The 20,502-nt window shown below is 53.8% G+C and carries 15 protein-coding genes; 6 read left to right on the top strand and 9 right to left on the bottom strand.

Going from position 1 to position 20,502, the window contains the following annotated elements; genetic code table 11:
- A complete protein-coding gene (locus M4951_RS05390) occupies positions 1–1,566 on the top strand; it encodes an FAD-dependent oxidoreductase (protein WP_262025454.1) in 1,566 nt (521 codons plus the stop codon).
- 184 nt (positions 1,567–1,750) lie between these two features.
- Entirely contained in the window at positions 1,751–3,052 is a 1,302-nt protein-coding gene (locus M4951_RS05385) for a sialidase family protein (protein WP_262025453.1), read from the top strand.
- Between the two features lie 173 nt (positions 3,053–3,225).
- Here the strand turns inward: M4951_RS05385 and M4951_RS05380 are convergent, their stop codons facing one another.
- The 7 genes from M4951_RS05380 to M4951_RS05350 form a co-directional block, all read right to left on the bottom strand.
- Positions 3,226–4,074 carry a hypothetical protein gene (locus M4951_RS05380; protein WP_262025452.1) on the bottom strand — a complete coding sequence of 283 codons (849 nt, stop codon included), beginning with the start codon at positions 4,072–4,074 and terminating at the stop codon, positions 3,226–3,228.
- Between the two features lie 125 nt (positions 4,075–4,199).
- On the bottom strand, positions 4,200–6,062 hold the full coding sequence (locus tag M4951_RS05375; protein WP_262025451.1) for an FAD-dependent oxidoreductase: 1,863 nt from the start codon (positions 6,060–6,062) through the stop codon (positions 4,200–4,202).
- Between the two features lie 241 nt (positions 6,063–6,303).
- On the bottom strand, positions 6,304–7,509 hold the full coding sequence (locus M4951_RS05370) for a M14 family zinc carboxypeptidase (protein ID WP_262025450.1): 1,206 nt from the start codon (positions 7,507–7,509) through the stop codon (positions 6,304–6,306).
- A 90-nt stretch (positions 7,510–7,599) separates the two neighbouring features.
- Positions 7,600–8,028, bottom strand: a complete 429-nt coding sequence (locus M4951_RS05365) for a carboxypeptidase regulatory-like domain-containing protein (RefSeq protein WP_262025449.1) — start codon at positions 8,026–8,028, stop codon at positions 7,600–7,602.
- Between the two features lie 137 nt (positions 8,029–8,165).
- Entirely contained in the window at positions 8,166–9,101 is a 936-nt protein-coding gene (locus M4951_RS05360) for a DUF1559 domain-containing protein (RefSeq protein ID WP_262025448.1), read from the bottom strand.
- Positions 9,102–9,339: 238 nt separating this feature from the next.
- Complete coding sequence (locus M4951_RS05355; RefSeq protein WP_262025447.1) at positions 9,340–10,341, bottom strand: aminopeptidase; 1,002 nt, start codon at positions 10,339–10,341, stop codon at positions 9,340–9,342.
- On the bottom strand, positions 10,334–11,533 hold the full coding sequence (locus tag M4951_RS05350) for a dicarboxylate/amino acid:cation symporter (protein ID WP_262025446.1): 1,200 nt from the start codon (positions 11,531–11,533) through the stop codon (positions 10,334–10,336). The genes M4951_RS05355 and M4951_RS05350 overlap by 8 nt, the downstream gene beginning before the upstream one ends.
- Positions 11,534–11,863: 330 nt before the next feature.
- Between M4951_RS05350 and M4951_RS05345 the strand changes: the two genes are divergently transcribed.
- Positions 11,864–13,381 (top strand): PLP-dependent aminotransferase family protein, encoded by a 1,518-nt coding sequence (locus tag M4951_RS05345; protein ID WP_262025445.1) that lies wholly within the window; start codon positions 11,864–11,866, stop codon positions 13,379–13,381.
- A gap of 206 nt (positions 13,382–13,587) precedes the next feature.
- On the opposite strand, the gene M4951_RS05340 is transcribed toward M4951_RS05345, so the two are convergent.
- The gene (locus M4951_RS05340; protein ID WP_262025444.1) at positions 13,588–15,033 is read right to left on the bottom strand and encodes a right-handed parallel beta-helix repeat-containing protein; all 1,446 of its coding nucleotides are present in this window, start codon (positions 15,031–15,033) and stop codon (positions 13,588–13,590) included.
- Between the two features lie 919 nt (positions 15,034–15,952).
- Complete coding sequence (locus M4951_RS05335) at positions 15,953–17,101, bottom strand: XylR family transcriptional regulator (protein ID WP_262025443.1); 1,149 nt, start codon at positions 17,099–17,101, stop codon at positions 15,953–15,955.
- A gap of 236 nt (positions 17,102–17,337) precedes the next feature.
- Here M4951_RS05335 and M4951_RS05330 point away from each other — a divergent pair, with 236 nt between their 5' ends.
- The 3 genes from M4951_RS05330 to M4951_RS05320 all read left to right on the top strand — a co-directional run bounded on the left by M4951_RS05330 (position 17,338) and on the right by M4951_RS05320 (position 20,463).
- A complete protein-coding gene (locus M4951_RS05330; protein ID WP_262025442.1) occupies positions 17,338–18,312 on the top strand; it encodes a DUF1559 domain-containing protein in 975 nt (324 codons plus the stop codon).
- 96 nt (positions 18,313–18,408) lie between these two features.
- Positions 18,409–19,392, top strand: coding sequence for a DUF1559 domain-containing protein (locus tag M4951_RS05325; protein ID WP_262025441.1), 984 nt, complete (start codon positions 18,409–18,411; stop codon positions 19,390–19,392).
- Positions 19,393–19,476: 84 nt separating this feature from the next.
- Positions 19,477–20,463: a DUF1559 domain-containing protein gene (locus tag M4951_RS05320; protein WP_262025440.1), complete on the top strand. Its 987-nt coding sequence runs from the start codon at positions 19,477–19,479 to the stop codon at positions 20,461–20,463.
- Positions 20,464–20,502: the final 39 nt, after the last annotated feature.

Below are 20,502 nucleotides of genomic sequence, written 5' to 3'. Positions count from 1 at the left end.
ATGTTCAGCACAAACAAAAAATATGACGTCGTCGTCTTGGGCGGAACTCCCGGCGGAATCGCCGCCGCAATCGGCGCCGCACGTCACGGCCGAACGGTCGCACTCATTGAGCGACATGCGCATCTGGGCGGCATGTCTACCAGTGGGCTAGGAAAAAGCGATGTCGAACATCGTGAGGTGATCGGCGGGCTGTTTCTCGAATTCGTATCCAGGATTCGAGACAAATACATCGCCAAATTTGGAGAAGACTCTCCCGAGTTCCAACTCTGTCGAGAAGGGTATTACTTCGAGCCGTCGGTCGCCGAAGTCGTGTTCGACGAAATGCTGGCCGCGTTCCCTACGATTACGGTCTTGCGACAACATCAGTTGGAATCTGCAAACGTCGAGCAACAGCGCGTTCGCGCGATCCAACTGCTGAATCGGCGCACCAAAGCGAACGTCGATATCGAAGGCGAAATCTTCATCGATGCGACTTATGAAGGGGATCTGTTTGCAGCGGCCGGCGCCGAGTTTCGACTAGGACGTGAAGAACGGTCCGAGTTTGACGAAGCCCATGCCGGCTCCATTTACTTTGACTATCAAAATGGCGCCGTCTTGCCCGGCAGTTCGGGTGAAGCCGACGACCGCTTGCCTGCTTACACTTATCGCTTGTGTCTGACGACCGATCGTGAAAACAGCGCCGTCATGTCGGAGCCGCCGCCCGGTTACGATCGACAGCGATATCTTCCCTATCTCGACGATTTAGAAGCAGGACGACTGAGCGCTCCTAAAGTGCTGAAAGATGGATGGGGATATTACCCAGAGCATTTCGATACGTTGCTACGCGCTTTGTCGGTGACGGATCTGCCGAACAAAAAGGTCGACGCCAACATCAACCCACGTCCCTTGGCGTTTCCTTTTCCCGAAGAGAACGTCGGCTACGTCGAAGGTGATTGGCGACAACGCGACGAAATCGCGAAGCGACATCGCCAGCTGACGATTGGGTTGCTCTGGTTCTTGCAGCATGACGAAGCTGTTCCAGCCGAACATCGCGCAATGGCGAAGAAATATCATCCGCCTCGCGATGAGTTCGTGGACAACGGGCATTTCCCTTGGCAGTTGTACGTGCGCGAAGCGCGGCGTTTGTTAGGGCGATATACGTTGACGGAACATGACGTCAGCTTTACGCCTGACTCGCCGACGACGCCTGATTTTGACGATACCGTCGCTTTGGGCGAATTCCCGATTGATAGCTTTCCGGTTCGCAAACGGCAGCCGCAAGACGATTTGGTCTTGGAAGGCTATCTGGGCATGTTGGCCCATATTACGCGTCCCTATCAAATTCCGTATCGCGTGATGCTTCCGCAAGCAATCGAAGGGCTGATCGTGCCTGTCGCCGTTTCGGCGACGCATGTCGCCTATTCGTCGGTGCGGATGGAGCCGACATGGATGGCGCTGGGCCACGCCGCTGGTCTTGCCGCACATCTGGCGATCGAACACGACGTCCCCTTAGCGGACGTTTCGATGCCCGATCTTCAATCACAGTTAACGGCCGAAGGGCAAATCCTGGAGGTCGCGACGGTCTAATCCTCGTCAGGCTCTTGGTCATAAAGTGGATGTTTAAAATCTCGTTTGAACTGCTTCGCTAATGAATCATGTTACTCCATCGAATCTCCGAAGCATGCTGGCGATTCGTAGACATCAATATTGCCTGGTCGCTTGTCTCCTATTGTCAGCGTCGGCGGCCATCGGCTACGCAGAGGATTCTGACATGACGATAACATATCGACGTTTTGCCGTTGAACAGGCGGATGGGCGCGTGCTTCGCATGACGCCTGTTCCTGCGGAGCCCCTCCCCTACTGGGCATCTCAGGTTGCGCAGCAAAATTTCATCTGGCCTTCGCCCCGGCAAGAGCCGTTATTCGCGACGCCGATTCCCTTTGTGTCGCCGCCGATCGATCAACGAGAAGCGTTTGGATCGCACAATCATCAACCCTCGATTACTTGGCTGTCGAATGGAGATTTGCTGGCGATCTGGTATTCAACTAGTGAGGAAACGAGCACAGACTTAACCGTACTCGCAAGCCGGCTGCGATCTGGTGCAGATGCTTGGGATCCATCCAGCGAGTTCTTTAAATCGCCGAATCACAACATGCATGGCTCCAGTCTTTTTCACGATGAAAAAGGAACCATCTATCACTTTAATGGGATGGCGGCTTACGGCAGCCAAGGTTGGGCCAAATTAGCGCTCTTGATGCGAACCAGCAAGGACAATGGGGTAACTTGGACTCCGCCGCGAGCGATTGATCCGCAGATTACCGGACGACGGCAAGTCATCTCGGGCACGCTGATGACAAGCGACGGAGTGCTCATTCAACCCTGTGACGCAGTGCCCGGTGGAGATGGCGGGACGGCGCTCCATCTGAGCGTTGATAAGGGACAGACCTGGCAAGATCCCGGCCAAGGCAAGCCGAAACCTCGCTTCACCGCTGGAGAAACAGGCGAAGGAACCATTGCGGGAATTCATGCGAAAGTTATTCAGCTAAAGGATGGGCGCCTGATGGCGTGCGGTCGGGGAGATGCAATCGACGGCAAGATGCCGATCAGCCTTTCTTCTGATCTGGGAACGACCTGGACCTATAAGGCCAGTCCCTTCCCGCCGATCGGCGGCGGTCAGAGACTCGTGTTAAAACGGCTACGCGAGGGCCCGCTGCTGCTGATCTCTTTCACGTCCAGCAATCGTCACCAGCCGGAGTCCCACGGCATGACTTTCACCGATCAGCAAGGCGACGAGTTTCTCGGGCACGGAATGTACGCGGCGTTATCGTTTGACAACGGAGAGACTTGGCCGGTGCGCAAGCTGCTTACGCCTGGCAGCGGCGAGTTCGATGGAGGCGCTCATACCGGAAAATTTAGGGCGACGCCCCAACGCGCCGAACATGCCGGATACTTAGCGGCGACGCAAACTCCCGATCGAATCGTCCATCTCATTAGCAGTCGATTGCATTATCGATTCAATCTTGCTTGGCTTCTGGAAGGTGCGAGCCCCCCTCCCTTTTCGCCCGATTGGTAGACGCAAAGTTCTTTCGAAAGAGCCGTGATCCATAGTAGGCCAAGCGGCGAAGCTGGAACGCAAGCGACTTCGCCAAACGCACGGTAATCAGTCGTCTGCACAATACGAAGTCGAACTTGCTTTGCCTCTAGCGGCTTAAACCCCTTGGCTCGCCACTGCCCGAAGGTCGCGACCTACTTCTCCAGTTTCAACAAAATTAGATCGACGATCTCTTTAGCGGTAGTAATTTCGTCAAGATCGAACTGGACGATGCCGTTGTTTTCTGCTCCGCCACCGTGCCCAGTCAATTCGAACATCGCGTACTGCTGCGGTTCGTCCGCTTTGATATAGGCGGAATAGAGCAGAGAGGGTTGCCCGATCTGCGGATCGTTCCACCGTTGATCGAAATCCTTCGGCAAATTGACCTCCACGCAAAGGACGAAATTACGCGAGTTACTTGGCGTCAAGTAATCGTCAAGGGAGAAGGTATGCGTGCTGGTCGCGCCAGACGTACCGTCCTGCTCCCCATCCGGTCCAATATTGCTGATCGCCGTGTATCGATTTCGCCAAATCGGAAGAATGTGATTGCGACGTAGCAGCGCACCTTTCCAGGTGACGCTTTCCGAGTAGGCGAGCTCTGATTCCAAATAGATCGTCTCGATCATGGTCCCCGTCGCCGTCTCCGCCCAAATAGCGAAGGCCGGTCGCTCTCGCACATGCTCTCGAAAACTAACATACACCGATAACGCAAATACGTTGTCGCTATTCGTGTCACGACGAACCGAGTATCGATTGAAAGATGTTTCGCCAATTCCAACAAGCGGCGATGCACGAACAATACTCGCGCTGTTACGGGCTTCGTATCCCTGTTCCATGATCCATTGAGTCGGGGGAACTGCGAAGATTGCGGCCATCGCAACAGCCAAACAACTCACAACCGTCATCGCCAAAGCAGGTCTTGAAAAATTGGCCGATCCTGTTTGAAGATGCTTCTTGAAATAAGCGACTTTGCCCAGAACATGCACGGCTACCAAAGCGATCATCGCTATTGCCGAGAAGACATGGACGCGTGTCGTCGACTGGCTGAATGGGAGTACAAACGCCAGGACGCCGGTTAGCGCAAGGGTCGAAAACGTGAGGAGTAAACTAAAGTTAATGACATGCCGCATCAAAGGCTCTTCGTCTCATGACTGGGATTGTCGACAAGCTTCTTCCCCGAATCAAACCCAATGAGACTGCGCAGCTCAGTGATATGCTTCGAAGCAACCTCTCTCGGCTCGCACTTGTACTTGATGCAAAGAGCAGCCGCATATCCCGTCGCAATCCCCATTTGGCAACAAGTGTTCATCACTCTCGGACCAGCCAGTCCGATGTGCGAACAACTAAAGCAGCGTCCCGCCATCATCAAGTTCGAGATGTCTTTGGAGTAGAGCGCACGAAACGGGACAAAATAATCTCCGCCGGTGTCATAAAACATCGCCGTGGAAAGAAAATCTACCGGGTCGCCAGTCAGATTGCGTTGATAGTGAGAGTCAATTTCTCTTCGTTCAACCACGACTGCGTCAGGAAATTCTCGGCGGTCCGCCGCGTCGCGCATCGTATAAATGTAATCGCCCATCAAACGTCGCGACTCCCGTTTGCCGCCCACAAACGCGACCCATTTCAAGCGCATAGCGGCATTCTTAGGATGCTGCTTGGCGTTGAAGAATGAACCAAAGATCGCGCGGAGCATGTGATCGCGAATCTGTTCGGCATCATCAATCTGATCGAGGTCATTCTCGGAATATTCCCAATACCATTCTCCCCCGATCGCTGCATGCTCCTTGGCGACCGGATGCGCCCAAGGGACTTCTGGAAAGCTCTGACGCTCATTCGTCCTCTCGGCGTTCCAAAGCACCGAAGTCCCCATAACGCGATTGTCAGGTGTTTGGGGACTCCACAGGTCCCCCTGCTTCTCCCAATGCTCGCCAAACTCACTTGACGCTTCGCGACCGCTACGATATTCCGCACCTCCCCAGTAGCCTAACCAGCCGTCCCCAGTCGCGTCGATGAACGTCGGCGCACGAAATCGCCGAATGATTCCGGATTTCACTTCTCGTGCTTCGACGCTGGCGATTCTCCCCTCTTCCTTTTCTAATCCGCAGGCGATGTGGCCGGCAAATAGATCAACGCCGGATGCAGCCAGCGCCGCTTCACGTTTCTTTTGATCCAAGATGGCGTCTTCATGGCCGTTCTTGTACGTTTTCGTGTCAAGTTGCTTCACGATCTCCGTTCCATACCCGTGGATTCCGATGGTATGTACACGAACTTCTTCACTCGCATTTCCACCAAACAGAGGGCGGTCCTGAACAAGTGCGACCTTCATCCCGTTGGATCGGGCGGCCAGGGCCGCTCCGCAGCCAGACATTCCTCCACCAACAATAACGAGATCGTAATCGGTCGAGGAAACCTCCAACGCCGCTCGACCAGACATCTGATCCTTCCACGCGGCAAGCTCCTGAAGATCCGAATTGGGCAAATAGGGCTCGACTTCTTGCGTCAGGAAGATTGCATCGCACCGTCCGTCAAATCCGGTCAGATCTTCCAATTCGATGTTCAACTCGCCTGGTTGCTTGACTTCAAATTCGCCTCCGAACTGCCAATGCCATTTCTCGTCGCCTGCTCCAAAAACCTGCGGCAACGCATCCCCGTTGATAAGAACGCGGAATCTCCCAGGTGATTCCCATTGCCCTTTACACCAGTCGCGATTCCGCACCCATAAGCGCCATGTTCCTGCAGCGCCAACTTTGACCTTCGTTGCGGCGTTCTCAACGGGAATCCCCATACCGTGGGCGAGTAAATAGTTACCGCCCATCTGTTGGTAGTGCTGCGTATCGAGCTTCCACCCGCCGGCGTTTTGAAAGGACGAAGCTTCCATGAGCACTCCGCTCGTCGTTTTCGACTTTCCTGCGATGAGATAGGAAGGAGCTACCGCGGTCGTTACTCCAACTCCCCCGATGACGCGGAGAAAGCTGCGGCGGTTGGTTAGCATCGGTCTTTGGTTCCGTCGAATCACGGAGGATCTCCCTGTAGATGATATCGGGGCCAATTTAATAGATGCGATTGGCGATACCGCTTAGCCAATCAGAACAAAACCACGAGGAAGCCGGAGAAGCAAGCAACGGCTCTCCGGCAGATTTGGCTTGGTCTTCCGAGAATTCGGAAATCGAACGCACATCAATGCTTCCTTCGGCGGCGCTGCATTAAAGTCGTTCAAGTGAACCATTTTCGACCTACTTCGTCTTGATTGCGGCAAAGTCAGTCACATTCCATGCTCGCAGCATCGCCTTGCCATAAGAACGAATCGCATCCTGCGTCATGACCGTGTTCTTGGGCGCGAACGGTACTTCAATCGTCGCTGCAATCAGGCAATCGGGGCGCAGTGCGAAGTGGCCGTTGTTATGAGTCTTTCGCTCGTCATCCGTCTTTTTCATCCAGACCAATGGTCCTGCGGGGCTCCCCTTGGGAAGCTCGGATTTGATGTTTTTCGCAAGCTGTTTTACCGCATCATGGTTGTGAGCCGGCAAATCGGTGGGCCCCGCAAAATAGATAACTTGATGATCAGGGTAAACGAGCGTCGGGCAGTGAAAATCGATCGAGGCGCAAACATTTTTGTATTCCCCAAGCTCCATGATCGCCTGAACTGTTGGATAGATCGATTTGGGACCGTAATCTCGATTGTGGTCGTGCGGAGTTCGACCTTTTCCCTGATCCCCATCTTCACACCCATCTTTGTCGACGAAAGGAACCACATAGAGGACGTATTTCTCGCGAAATGCGACCCCTGCGGGAGAGTCGGACATCGCTTCTTCCATGACTCCTTCCAAGAAGTAGCTGGCGATCGTTTCGCACGCGTGATGGCGCCCCGTAAAGAGCACCGCCGTCGCCTGAGGATGCTCTTCACCGATCTGTACGAGTTCGACATTCCGCCCCTTTGGAGTCCGGTTCAAAATGCTCGTTTTGAAATTTGGATTATCCGCATGTCGTTTCGCAAAGTCCTCGAAGGTTGTTTGCACATAGGGAATCGTGACGGCCAAACGAACGCTTTCGCCAGCTTCTTTGAAGGTGTAGGTGAAAGAGCGTCCTTGAACGATCGCAGTATCATTCCCCATCCATCGCCAATTGGATCCGCCATCGGTGCTTACGGCCGGTCCCTGATGGCCGACTGCTCCGTTTTTGTGCTTAGCCAACGCGGGCGGAAAGTTAAACGTCACCTTACCTGGCGTTTCCGCCGTGGCTTCAAAGCACCAATAAAACCAATCGCGTCCTCCATCCAAACGAGGTTTGACCTCGATCTCGGCTCCCCGATTTTCGACGACGACAATATTGCCGCCTGGAAAGTCGGAATTGATCGTCACTTTTGGTTCCGCGGCGAACGTCGCTTGGCATGCGAACAGGATGAACACAATAGCGTTTGAGAAGGTGAGTATTCGATACATGGATTTAAGACCTGGTAGGAAAGGAAGAGGTGTTATCAAGTTGGGATCGGTTCATGGAAAATTTGCATCTTCGCGGCGCTGCCGCGCCGCTCATTTCGAATTCAGATCGAAGTCAAAAGTATTGGCGCCCGGTTTGACGTCGACTGACAATTCAGATTCGGTCGAATATCTCTTGGGGATTTTTATTTTCTTCACCGGCGGATCGCCTCCATCACTTCCCCCACCGAAGTCCACCCAAGTAACCGTGACCTTATTGGGTCCGACTTTGGCGCCTTTCGTATTTCGGATGTAGTTAAGGTCATACTGACCGTCCGAATCGATCACGGAGAAAGCGGGCCTGCCGGTGCTGGGCGTATAGGTGATCGTGTACCCGGCCAAAGGTTCGTTATCCATCAACACGCGACCGGTAACCCGCCCCAGGTCGGGCTGATCGGAAGCTTGGCCGCTGCAACCGACGATCAGGCCAATGACCGCAAAAAGACTATGAAAAAGGGCGAGTCGGATTAAGAAAACAAACATGATATATAGCCTCGACAGTGGAAAAGGACTTGGTGGTCTCCTGCATCGACGCCGCCGCAAGCCGCGATCGATCTGAGGATGAAGATCGCGGCGTTGGAAGACTGCGTTTTGGTGGGAGCCTTATGAAATTTGGCCAATTAATAGGGCTGGGAAACTTCCGCCCCCGCCATTGTCCCGAGTCCGGCATAGACACGCAGGTCAATGTTCTCACTCACGAAACTGACGTGACCATCTCCCGACAACATTTGCAGGCCGCCTGGATGCACGCTGGTTAGACACAAGTTATTTACGCCGAAGATCGTATACTGCACGTTGTCAGCCGCTCGATCCATGCGCGTCAAAACATCCATTGAGCTCGATCCTCCAGGTCCCACATTTCGATCGCCGATCCAAATAGAGGCGCGGTAAGCTTTCCCTTGATTAGCGGGGATTCCGACTCCTGGCAGCGAGCATCGCTCTCCAACGATCATGGTGTGGCTTGTTCCATCGGTGATATCAGCGAACCGTGCATGCTGTACCGGACTAAAACTGTGCTGAAAGACTCCGTCGAGATCTTCGGTGTCATCGAAATTGGACGCGCCTGCGATCCCTACGTAGTTCGATTTTCCATATGCAGAGGAAGGATCATCCGCTACGCCAAGCATATAGGGATGTTCGTTGAGTCCGCCGCCGATGTCGGACGGACAAATAAACATCTCCAACACGTTCCGCGCGTCAGCTTGAACAGCGGGAAGCGTATCCCAGGTGTCGTCAACCGTCATTCCGCCGTTCGCCTGGATTGAATCGAACAGCGCCGTTTGCTCTAGAAACGGCAGGATCATCGCCCCCCAACCCAATTGGGTTTTGACATTGCTGTCTTCATAGCGTCCGGCCGGAAACTTCAGGTACGTGTCATGGTAGTTGTGAAGTCCCAGTCCAATTTGCTTGAGATTGTTCTGACAGGACATGCGGCGTGCGGCTTCACGAGCCTGTTGCACCGCGGGCAAAAGCAGCGCGATCAATACTCCGATGATCGCAATGACGACCAATAATTCGACTAAGGTAAAACCACGTGTTCTTCGAGAGCGTTGCATGTGCATTTTTGTTTCCTCGATGAATAGAGATAAAAATAGATCAATGCATGATGAGAAATCGAAAAAGCAAGGCCGCTCAGTTCTGGGATTCACGCGTCGCGTTGATGCGGCACGGGAGTCGAATCTACTTGTGATTGACCTAGTTTTTCGACGCCACTTCTCTTCGGATCCGCTTCTCTTGTTCCAACAAAGTTTTCCGATTCTGTTCAGGGAGGCCAACTCCCGGATTTCCTTGCTCCTACAGTAATATTTTGCGGTTATCGATGATCAATTGGCCATCCACTTCAATTTGCGGATGCCACATTAGCAGGTCGTAGTGAGTCGGCGCAGTGATTTCTCCGCCCAACGTCAGGCTGGTTCCGATTCCAATATGGATCGTTCCCAGAACCCCTTCGTCTTCAAGCATGACGCCGGTCAGTTCGGCATGCGGATTTAATCCGACTCCTAGTTCGGCGACGTTAAAGCAGTTGCGATCGCGGTGCGACTCTAGATCATTTCGCAGTCTTTCCGCTTGCTCGCCACCTTGAATGGACTGGATGTATCCGTCGGCGATCTCACAAGTAATCGGCGAGGTTAAAACGCCAATTCCCAGGTAAGGAACGCTGGCGTCGGCGACCAATCGCCCCACCGCTGTTTGATAAACGGGAACAACATTGACTTCGATCGTCGGGACCGGCGCGAGTTCGCCTGGGGAAGGTATCGCCGTTAATACGTTGGCGACGCGTCCTGCAATCGAAAACCGGAGATCCGTTCCGTGGGGGGAACGTAGCCGTAACTCTTTCCCTTCCGTGAACGCTTTTCCAACGCGACGACAGACGTCGATTTGAGCCTCGAAATCGGTCTCCAACAGTGCAGCGCTTTTCATCACGTCGGGCGTATAGGCCGTCATCAAGATCGCTCGGGCGCCGGCGTCCAAGGCGGCTCGCATCGCTCGGGTATGCGTGATCGATCGACGCACCGGCGAAAAGATGACGTCCGCCAACTTCATCTCTGCGGCGATATCTCCTGGCGGCTCTTGCCCATCGCATCCTCTTTCCGGCATCTCCATCAAAGACACCCTGGCTCCTCGTCCAGTAGCGGCGTGGACAATATCGCTAGCAATCTGAGGCATGGTTCCGTCCGTAACGACGACAACACGATTGCCAGGCTGAACTCGACCGTTGACTTCGACCAGCTTCTTGGCTCCGGCAGATCGCGCTTGATCCACGTTCACAATTTTGTCTGTAACTTCGTTAAGCATTTGCTTCTCTCTGCTGGGGAACAACGGCTACCGGCTCAGACGCCAATTCGCCGTCGCTCCAATGATTGAAAAGGATTGCCGTAAACCCGTCCGAGGTGCAGTTTGTTGCGGTTCGCAGCATGTCTGGAATTCCACCCGACAACGCGATCCAGGTTTCGATAAATTCGATCTTCGCGTCCCCCTCCAATCCCAGCAGCGACGCAAACAACGTTGCGCTCCACAATGCCGTTCCCATTCCCGCAGGCAGTCCCGGAGCGCTGATTGTGAACAGCACAATCGCCGGCCACGCAATCAACAAAACCGTCCAACTCAAGGGATAGTTAAAGACGTGAGTGAGCACGAAGGGCGCATAAGCGATGTAGGCGATTACGCTGGCGTCCATATTGACAATCGAGCCGAAAGGAATAACGAAGCTGGAAACTTCTGGCGACACGCCATACCGGCGCGAGCTATCAAGATTAAAAGGCAGGGTCGCGATCGAAGAGCACGTGCCCGCCGCGACGACCGCGACCGGAAGATAGTACCGAGTGATCACCTCCCAGATCGATTCTCGCGCGAACCACTTCAAGAAGAGGAGATAAATGCAGGACCATAGCAAGCAAAGTGCGGCCGTATAGAACGATATCGTCAGGTAAGTCGTCATGCCGATCTTGGCGCCAAAACGGATCCCGATCGAGGTTCCTAAGCAGAACACGAACGGCACAATGACGTAGTAAAGGCCGCGACTAGAAGCGGTGAACATGCGGTTCGACCACTCCAACGCACGAAAAGCAAGATCCCATTTTCCGCCGATGATCCCGGCGATAAATGCGAGAACGATCGCTATGACAGGCCACGACGCATCGGTTTGGGACAACGTTGTGCGAAGTAATTGCAACGCATCGTCCAGCATTCCCGACTCGCTGCTGGTGACAGGAATGTTGAATAGCAACGCCGAAACGCAAGCGCCCAGCAAACCGGCCGCAATCGACGTCAACAAATACCATCCGATCACTCGCCCGGCCAAACTGCTGGCGCGACCTGTTCGGCAGAGTCGTGCGATCGCCGGGGCCAGCGCCACCAGAATCAGTAGCGGCGCAAGCAACACGAACAAGCGGACCGCCTGTGACGCCAGACTGGCCACGGGGGCAAGGTTTCCAGGAAACCAGGCGCCGAGAATGATTCCACCGGTCAGCGCCACTATCGTCCACATATAAGGCGGAATCTTCAGTGGATTCTGTGGACTCAACTTGCTGAACGATGAAGCATTCAAAGTGCAGTTCCCATGTGCTAATTGCCATTCCTTTTGTTGGAAAGACAATCGGGTACGTTCAACTCGCTGCGGCTCGAGTGGCCGCAGTCTCTTGAACTGGAGTCGCCAACGTGAAAACGAACTTGGTTTGTGCGACCCGTGAATGTAAGGTTAAACTGTACTGGTTTTGTCTCAAGTGCCAATTCAGAGATAGTTGACCATACCAATTATCGTTCGCGATCGATTCTTCGCTTGGCTAACGGCGTTCGGCTTTCCTCAAAAGGCTATTCCATGTTCGTACCCAGCCAACTCTCGTTGTCGCTCGACAATGATTCCCATCATCCGCTCCATGTTCAGATTTACTTTGGTATCCGAGACGCAATCCTAAGTGGGCGGATCGCACCGCAAACAAAGCTGCCGTCCACCCGCGCATTGGCGGAAATGTGGTCAGTTTCTCGCTCGACGGTCGTGTTGGCGTTCGAAAATCTGACCGCCGAAGGTTATCTTCAATCGCAGATGGGTTCAGGCACGTTCACCTGCGAGCTTCAACCAGATCGTTTCCTACGTGTGGATGGAAAGCTGCCCACCAAGAAAGACCTGCCTCCCAAGGATCGACGCCCCATCGAACTGTCGAAACGTGGACAGCAAATGCTGGGACAGTATCAGATGCGTCGCCAGTTGGTCGATCAACCGCATCCATTTCGACCTGGCGTTTCTGCACTAGAGACGTTTCCGATCGCTATCTGGCGTCGGTTAACTTCCCGCCGCTGGCGATCCATGTCGTCGAGTAGTCTCGTACAGAACGAACCGTTTGGGTTCCGACCGCTTCGTGAAGAAATTGCCCGCCATTTGCGCGTGTCACGCGACGTCCACTGCGAAGCGGATCAAGTCGTTGTCGTTTCTAGTACGCAGCATGCGCTTGCTCTGATTGCCCAAGTTCTGATTGATCCTGGCGATCCAGTTTGGATCGAAGATCCTGGATATCTGCGCGCGCAGTTTTCTCTTTCCGCCGCCGGCGCAACCCTGATTCCGGTCCCCATCGATGCCGAGGGATTTAATCTCGAAGCGGCTCGCCGAGCCAATCCCAACGCTCGCCTGGCGTATGTCACTCCTTCGCATCAATACCCACTTGGCGCCGTGATGAGTTTGTCGCGAAGACTGGAAATGCTGGAATGGGCGAACCGTGAGAACGGATGCATTATCGAAGATGATTACATCAGCGAATATCGCTACGCTGGGCGCCCCTCAACAGCGCTGCAAGGCCTCGATGAATTGGGGCGAGTTCTTTACCTGGGAACGTTTAGCAAGGTCTTTTCTCCTGCATTGCGGCTTGGATATCTAGTACTCCCTCCATCGCTCTTAGAGGCGTTCCAAGCCGAACGTTCTTTGGTCGATCGCGGCCCCTCTTATTTTGATCAGGCGGTCCTATCTGACTTTCTTAAAGAGGGATATTTCGACCAACACATTCGCAAAATGCGGACACTTTACTCCGATCGCAGGCAAACCTTACAGAACGCGATCAAAGCGAACCTGGAAGGGTTCATGGAGATAGGCGCCAATGATGCAGGCATGCATGTCCTGGGTTGGCTGCCGCCGGGGATCTCCGATGTTTCGGTGACAACACTACTTGCCGAGCATGGAATCATGGCTCCGCCGTTGTCCCACTATTGCTTGCGCCCGCACGAACGCGGCGCATTGCTTCTCGGATTTACCGGATATGCAGAAGAGCGACTCGTCAGAACTGTCGAGCTTATGAGCGATATCCTCCGTCAGGAATATCCTTCGCGATTTGGTCAAGCTGGAGAATAACGCTCCCACCATGCCATCCAATCCTCTGGTCTGCCAAGGGATCGCACGCCTGCTATAGAAGCAGTCAGGCGAGATTCGCCTATCGATGCCAGTTGCATCGTGCATGAGAACAATACGAAAAAACGCGCCTTCATGCCGGTCACGGTTGCTGTTTTATTTCAACTGCGCGCCGGCTGTCAGTTTTCTTCCATCTCTTTGACGTTCGCCTATTTTGAATTCCCGTTTTGCGGCTTCAAGCGGGATCGCCCCGGACCTTCTTCGACCAGTTCTCCTTGACAAAAATCTGCCTGGAACAGCACGGGGGGGCCCGTTGCTTCAAATAGCGCCGAACAAGACTCCACCACGCCCCCTTTGAACAGCATCAACTGCGTTTCTTTGCCGGCGACAAATTTCACATCCTCAAAAGAGGAATTCGCGAAATCGACGTAGGTGCCGGTTAACTTTTTCACCGAGCGTAGCGTTTCGTTGCGGAGCTTCAACGGCGGCGTGCGTACCGATTCTCCTGGATCTCGACGAAGTCCATCCGCAACGGCTGCGGTATCGAACCGAATGGAGAGGGTGCAGTTTTCGTAATAGTTGTCATGAATTTCCGCGACCCCGGTCCGCGTCGTATATCCTATATGCCCACCCGTAAAATGGTTTTTACGAAAGGTGTAATTGTGCGGACGACCATGCACGGCGACATTGCCCTCAAAATGATTCCCTTCAATCAGCAATTCCGTTCCAGCACAGATGACCAAATCTCCACGCTGGTTTTCTTTGAAGTAGTTGTTTCTGATGACAACGTCCTGCATCGATTCCCACCCATCTTCTAGGTCGATGCCATATCCAGGAGCGACGCCGCCGTTTTGCACAAAATGATTTTCTTCGATCAGCCACCTTCTGCCGCCGCAGTAGCCCATCCCCAATCGGCGATTGGCGACAAGTTTATTGTGGTGAAAGTGGACGTCGACAGAGCCTTTGTAATCAGAGATTCGTCCAGCAAAGCTCTTCCTTCCTGCGCCTGCATGCAGCGGCCTATCTGGAACATTACTTTGATTGAATTCGAGATGAACAAATCGAGCCGCCGGTGGGACTTGAACCTTGCGAAATTGCAAACATCTTTGCGATTCAAGGAACTGCTGGCTCTCGTCAAAAAAGAAAGCTCGGTACTCGCGATCCTGAATGAATGGATATCCCGAGTAGCCGGTGGAGTAGCCAAATTCAAACTCCCCTTCGCTCTTGGCGAGATCAAATGGTGCGATACTTCGGATTGTTTCCCCGTTATCAATCTTCCCTCCTGCGGCCGAGAAACCGCCTGATTCGAGATCACGCGGGTAGACTGAATGCAGGATCTTGGAGACCAGTTCTTCCCGATTGCGGGCGCCTGTAAAGCGGGTGCTAACGCCGTCCCCGGTTACGCCGCTTACCGTCAGATGGTCAATTTCAAGTTCGCTGCCGCCGTGAACAACCAGTCCATGCCCCCACTCATGAGATCCCCGATTCGTCTTGAAATCATGGTCTTCTTTATCGCCTTGGATCGTTCCGTTCGTAATCCGCAAATTCTTAGCGCCGTCGATGATTTCGACGATGGAGTATTTTTTCAAGCCATTTGGCTTGAGCTTTAAGTGGGCGCCATTGAAATCAATGATCGTATTTTGATGATCGATCACGATTGGATCCGTTGCAGAGATCAAGTAGATCCCTGATGGAAAAAGAATTCGATTGGCTCCAATCGAATTCGCATGCAGCAGTGCTGCGTTGATTCCTTTCGAGGTTTCGATCGCGTTTTCGCCTTCGTTACTGATCCCAAATTTCTTGAGTTCAAGCAGATATGGCCGCTCAAAACGGGAGGAATCTGCCGTAACTTTTGGCGTCGGCGTGATGAAAACCTCTGGCCGAAGGGCTTCAGCCGCAACACGCGCAAGCTCTTTTTGATCATCTAGCGCATGCCAAGTGGAGCGTGACTTCAAATCGTGCGAGATGTCCGCAGGAGGCTCAAAGTTATCTGCGTAGGCTCGCCGAGGGCTTGCGATCTCCGCTGCGACAACAATGATGAACAACAAAAGAACGGCTTTTCGGAACGTAACACGAGATGTTCTGCTTTTCACAATTCAGTTTCCTTGTTCGGAATGCATGCGGAGAGGGAGGCGCCTTGCGCTGAAAGCGGCGATTTCACTACAAGCGTCGCTGAGTGCTTGAAAGGGTCGTGGTGGGGATGGCGTTTCACGCCACTCGACAAATTGCGGGAGAGCGAAACAAGGAAGGGGATAATGATTTAAGCAGCGGTTCTCAAAACGGACAAATCACCCAACCATCGATCATCGCTTAACCGTCAGCCTAGGCCGCTACCGATGTACTGCAAGAGCCAATTTCGATTTGGTAGGGCAAACCAATTTGACTTGAAGACGGTTCATTTTGAGTGACAAGAGAACGCTTTGGGGGTGCATCCGGCTTCAACTACCGGCGCCGAATAGCTCGAAATTCGCCCGCTAAAAGTTGGTCAGACCTTTTGACCGAACGAAGTTTGACGCAAGCGGTGGATCGGGGCGGCGCAGTAATAAAACAATCGTTGTCGCAGCGAAAAATGCCTTATCGAGGTTTATGCAATCGCCGATAGGCGCCAGGCGTCGCACCCTTAATCTTGCGGAAGACTTGCAGCAAATATTGCGCTCGAGCGAAACCAGTGCGTTGGGCGATCACATCCAGGCTCATATCGGTTTCGCGTAACAGACGGCAGACCTGATCGATACGAATTCGCACGATTTCTTCGTTGGGGGAACGATCGAGAAACTGCCGAAACCCGCGTTCCAGCGAACTTCGTGATAACGGAACTTCGGCCAAGAGATCCGCCACCGTCAGTCCAGCGCAGGCTCGCTCACGAATGACTTTTATCGCATGAGAGAGCCACGGGTCGCTGATCGCAACAATGTCGGATGATTGACGCGTCTCGACGCAGATCGGCGCCATGAGCGTCGATTGGCTAAGGAGCGTTTCGCCGTTCATCATTCTTTCTAACCACCGGGCCGCCTCATAACCGATCTGTTCGCCAGGAAAGCGGACGCTGCTCAGCGGCGGCGTGCTCATGGTGGCGATTACCTCGTCGTTTTCAACGCCGACGACGGCGACTTCTTCCGGTACGCGCACCGAAAGTCGAAAGCAAGCGTCGAGCAGCCAACACCCAAGCTGATCGGTACATGCCATGATGGCGGTCGGCCGAGGGAGTTCGTAGATCCAGTCCATCAGTTTTTGTTGCTGCGATTCCCAAGCTTCTGACTTCTCGAGTCGCCCCGGTTGGCGAAAGACCGAACAAGAAAATCCGCGTTGCTTCAAATAGGAGACGAAATTTTTGCGGCGTTCGACAAAGAAGGGTTCGACATCGAGTGCGAAGACGCCGAAATGTTGGAACCCGCGTTCCAAAAAGTGCTCGGCCACTAGCGAAGCGACCAGCCCATTGTCGATGCCCAAATGAGGCAGCTTTGAATTCCAGCGACGCGATCTTAACTCGATGGCCGGTATCCCTGTCTGTCGAACCGCCGCCGCGATCGCTTTGCTCCCGGAGCGAGTCAAGATTCCGTCTCCATGCCAACTGCGCAGCCAAGAGGGCGGCGTCGAGTCGAGGTCGCGGGCTTCCACAAACAACGACCATGGTTCGTGCTCTTGCGTATATCGCCTGATTCCACGCAACAGATCGCGTCCATAGGTCCGCGACGTTTCGATAATCAGGGCAACTCGTCGCATCGATTTTCTCACCAAATTAGCAGCGAGTGAATTTATGAGACGCCGCTTTCAAGACCGCCTGCGCTGACAAAATAGTGTAACTCTTTTATGCAAATGCAGAATAGTAATTCTGGGGAAAGGAATTCTAATAATAAGATCAGTTCATTCAGTAATTCACCCTAACGGCGACCACTTCCCCCTAGTAAATCTAGTCGCTTTATCTTCCGCTCCATCCATTCGTCCCCATCAGGTGTTCTATGTATCAATTTGATTCCCCAGGCCGCCGAGGCTTCACCCTCGTCGAACTGCTTGTGGTGATCGCCATTATTGGAGTCTTGATCGCCTTACTATTGCCTGCCGTCCAGCAAGCGCGAGAAGCGGCGCGACGCATTCAATGCGGCAATCAGTTCAAGCAATTCGGCTTAGCCATGCACAACTATCACGACACTTTTGGCAAGTTGCCTCCGGGCTCGCGAATAGAAGGCGCGTTTCCTGGCAATTCGTCGACGCCGATGCATCCCAGCGGCGGCAGTTGGGTAGACGATCAAAGTTGGTATCAGCCGATTCTTCCGTTCATCGAGCAATCGGCTTTATTCGACATCATCGACTCCACCGTCTGTTGGAACGGAAGCACCAGCACGCAAACCGCACGGGAAACTCGGGTCGCCGCCTTTGAATGTCCTTCGGCCGAGATGATATTCACGCCGATCCCCACAGCGCATCAATACGAATGTTGGAAAGGAAATTACGTCGTCAATTTCGGCAATACCGATTATGGGCAACAAACGAAAAGCTCGGTCACGTTCAAAGGGGCGCCATTTCGCCAGGGGCGAAATCAAAAGTTCCGAGACATCAAAGATGGACTTTCACAAACCTTAATGATGTCAGAATGTATCGCGATGTCAGGCGATCCGATCCATGGAGATTTCTCGCGTTCGACCGGCGGTCAACAGTTTACAACTTGGCTCTCTCCCAATGCATCGGCTTGTGATGAGATTACGCGCCAAGAGCCGACGGCCGCCGAGCAAGCGCGCGTTCAATTTTGCACAACGTTGTTGGCCAGCAACTGGACGAAAGTTCAAGTGCAAGTCGTCGCCGCGCGCAGCTGGCACCCAGGCGGCGTACAAGCAGCCAACTGCGACGGCTCGGTGCGATTCGTCCCAGAGACCATCGACTTGGCGGTATGGCGAGCCAATTCAACTTCGCAAGGAGGCGAATCGATCAGCCAATAGAGTCCCCATTCTCTGCGGAAAGAGAAGGCGACTCGCTTCTCTACCGCTTCCTCTTGACATGATATGACTCCCTATTCATCGCAAGCGAGGCGTCCTATGTCCATTTCAAAATTTCTCCGCCGAAACGCGTTTACGCTCGTCGAATTACTGGTGGTGATCGCCATTATTGGGGTTTTGATCGCCTTGTTGCTGCCTGCTGTTCAGCAAGCGCGAGAAGCGGCGCGACGCATCCAATGCGGCAATCAGTTCAAGCAGTTCGGTCTAGCCATGCACAACTATCACGACACCTTTGGCGCGCTGCCGCCGGGTTCGCGACTCAAAGGCGAGTTCCCCGGAAACTCGACAACCCCCTCTCATCCAGCAGGCGGCAGTTGGGTCAACGATCAATCCTGGAGCCAGCCGATCTTGCCGTTTATTGAACAAGGTCCGTTGTTCGATCAGATCGATCCGACCGTCGCTTGGATGAGCAGCGCTTCAGGCGCGAACACGAATGAGGCGGCCCGTCGAGCGAAGGTCGAACAGTTTGAATGCCCTTCCGCAGAAATGATCTTGGTCAACGAGGGTACGCCTCAGTTCGTCTACTGGAAAGGAAACTATGTAGTGAACTTCGGCAACACCGACTACGGTCAGCAGACGAAAAGTTCGGTTTCGTTTCTGGGGGCTCCTTTTCGACAAGGAGAGAACCAGCGATTCCGTGATATTAACGACGGGCTATCGGGAACCTTGATGATGTCGGAAAGCATTGCGATGGAGGGTGATCCAATGCACGGCGCTTATAGCACCAGCGCCGGCGGCCAACAATTTACGACTTGGCTGTCTCCCAACGCATCGGCCTGCGACGAGATTACACGGCAAGAGCCGACGGCCGGCGAGCAAGCGCGCGTTCGATTTTGTACGACGCTCTTAGCCAGCAATTGGACCAAAGTTCAGGCGCAAGTCCTCGCAGCACGCAGCTGGCACCCTGGCGGAGTGCAAGCGGCGAACTGCGACGGTTCGGTCCGGTTCGTCGCCGAGACCATCGACTTGGCGGTTTGGCGAGCCAGTTCGACTTCGCAAGGAGGGGAAGCGATCAGCAACTAAAGTCCCCAGGCTCTACGGCAGGGGAATCACGAATTTCTTCCGTCGTTGTAGCTGCATCCCAATTCATCTCATGCGAGTCGTCCAATGTCGAATTCCATCCACTTCCGGCGATATGGCTTCACGCTCGTCGAGTTACTGGTAGTGATCGCCATCATCGGCGTATTGATCGCATTATTACTTCCCGCCGTGCAACAAGCACGTGAAGCCGCGCGTCGAACGCAGTGCAACAACAAGCTGAAACAGTTCGGTCTGGCCATGCATAACTATCACGATACGTTCACAGCGCTGCCGCCGGGCTCGCGGATCAAAGGGGCTTTGCCAGGTAATTCGCTAACGCCCGAGCATTCCGCGGGGGGAGCTTGGGTGGACGATCAGAGTTGGTGCCAGCCGATTCTCCCCTTCATCGAACAAGCGGCCCTGTTTGACATAATCGATCAAAACGTCTCTTGGATGAACAATCAATCAGGAGCGAATACCAACGAAGCTCCGCGCCGCGTTCGCGTCGAAGCGTTTGAATGCCCCACGGCTGGCATGAAGCTGGTTTACGACGATACGCCGCAATTTGTGCGTTGGAAGGGGAACTACACGGTCAACTTTGGCAACACCAATTATGGCCAGCAAACTAAAGATTCCGAGACGTTTAAAGGCGCTCCCTTTACGCAGGGAGTCTATCTCCGTTTTCGCGATCTGAAAGATGGTCTCTCGGGAACGATGCTGATGTCGGAAAGTCTCGCCGTGGAGGGCGATCCTATTCATGGCGAGTTCACCCGGGGAACCGGCGGCCAAGGCTTTACTTCGTGGTTGTCCCCCAATGCTTCGGCATGCGACGAGATCACGCGGCAAGCGGCGCCGACAAGCGAACAAGATACGATTGGTTTCTGCACGACGCTTTTGTCGGGAGATTGGACCAACGTGCATAAGCAAGTGGTCGCCGCGCGCAGCCAACACCCCGGAGGCGTGCAAGCTGCTCATTGCGACGGTTCGGTGCGGTTCGTCAGCGAAACAATCGACCTAGCAATCTGGCGAGCAAGTTCAACTGCGCATGGACATGAAGTCAACGCCAATCCGTAGCCAACATCCTATCCCCCTTCATGTTCCCCTCTCGAGGAG

Source organism: Blastopirellula sp. J2-11 (assembly GCF_024584705.1).
GTDB lineage: Bacteria > Planctomycetota > Planctomycetia > Pirellulales > Pirellulaceae > Blastopirellula.
Note: the sequence above shows the minus strand (reverse complement) of the source record. Positions and strands in the feature narration are given on the sequence as shown.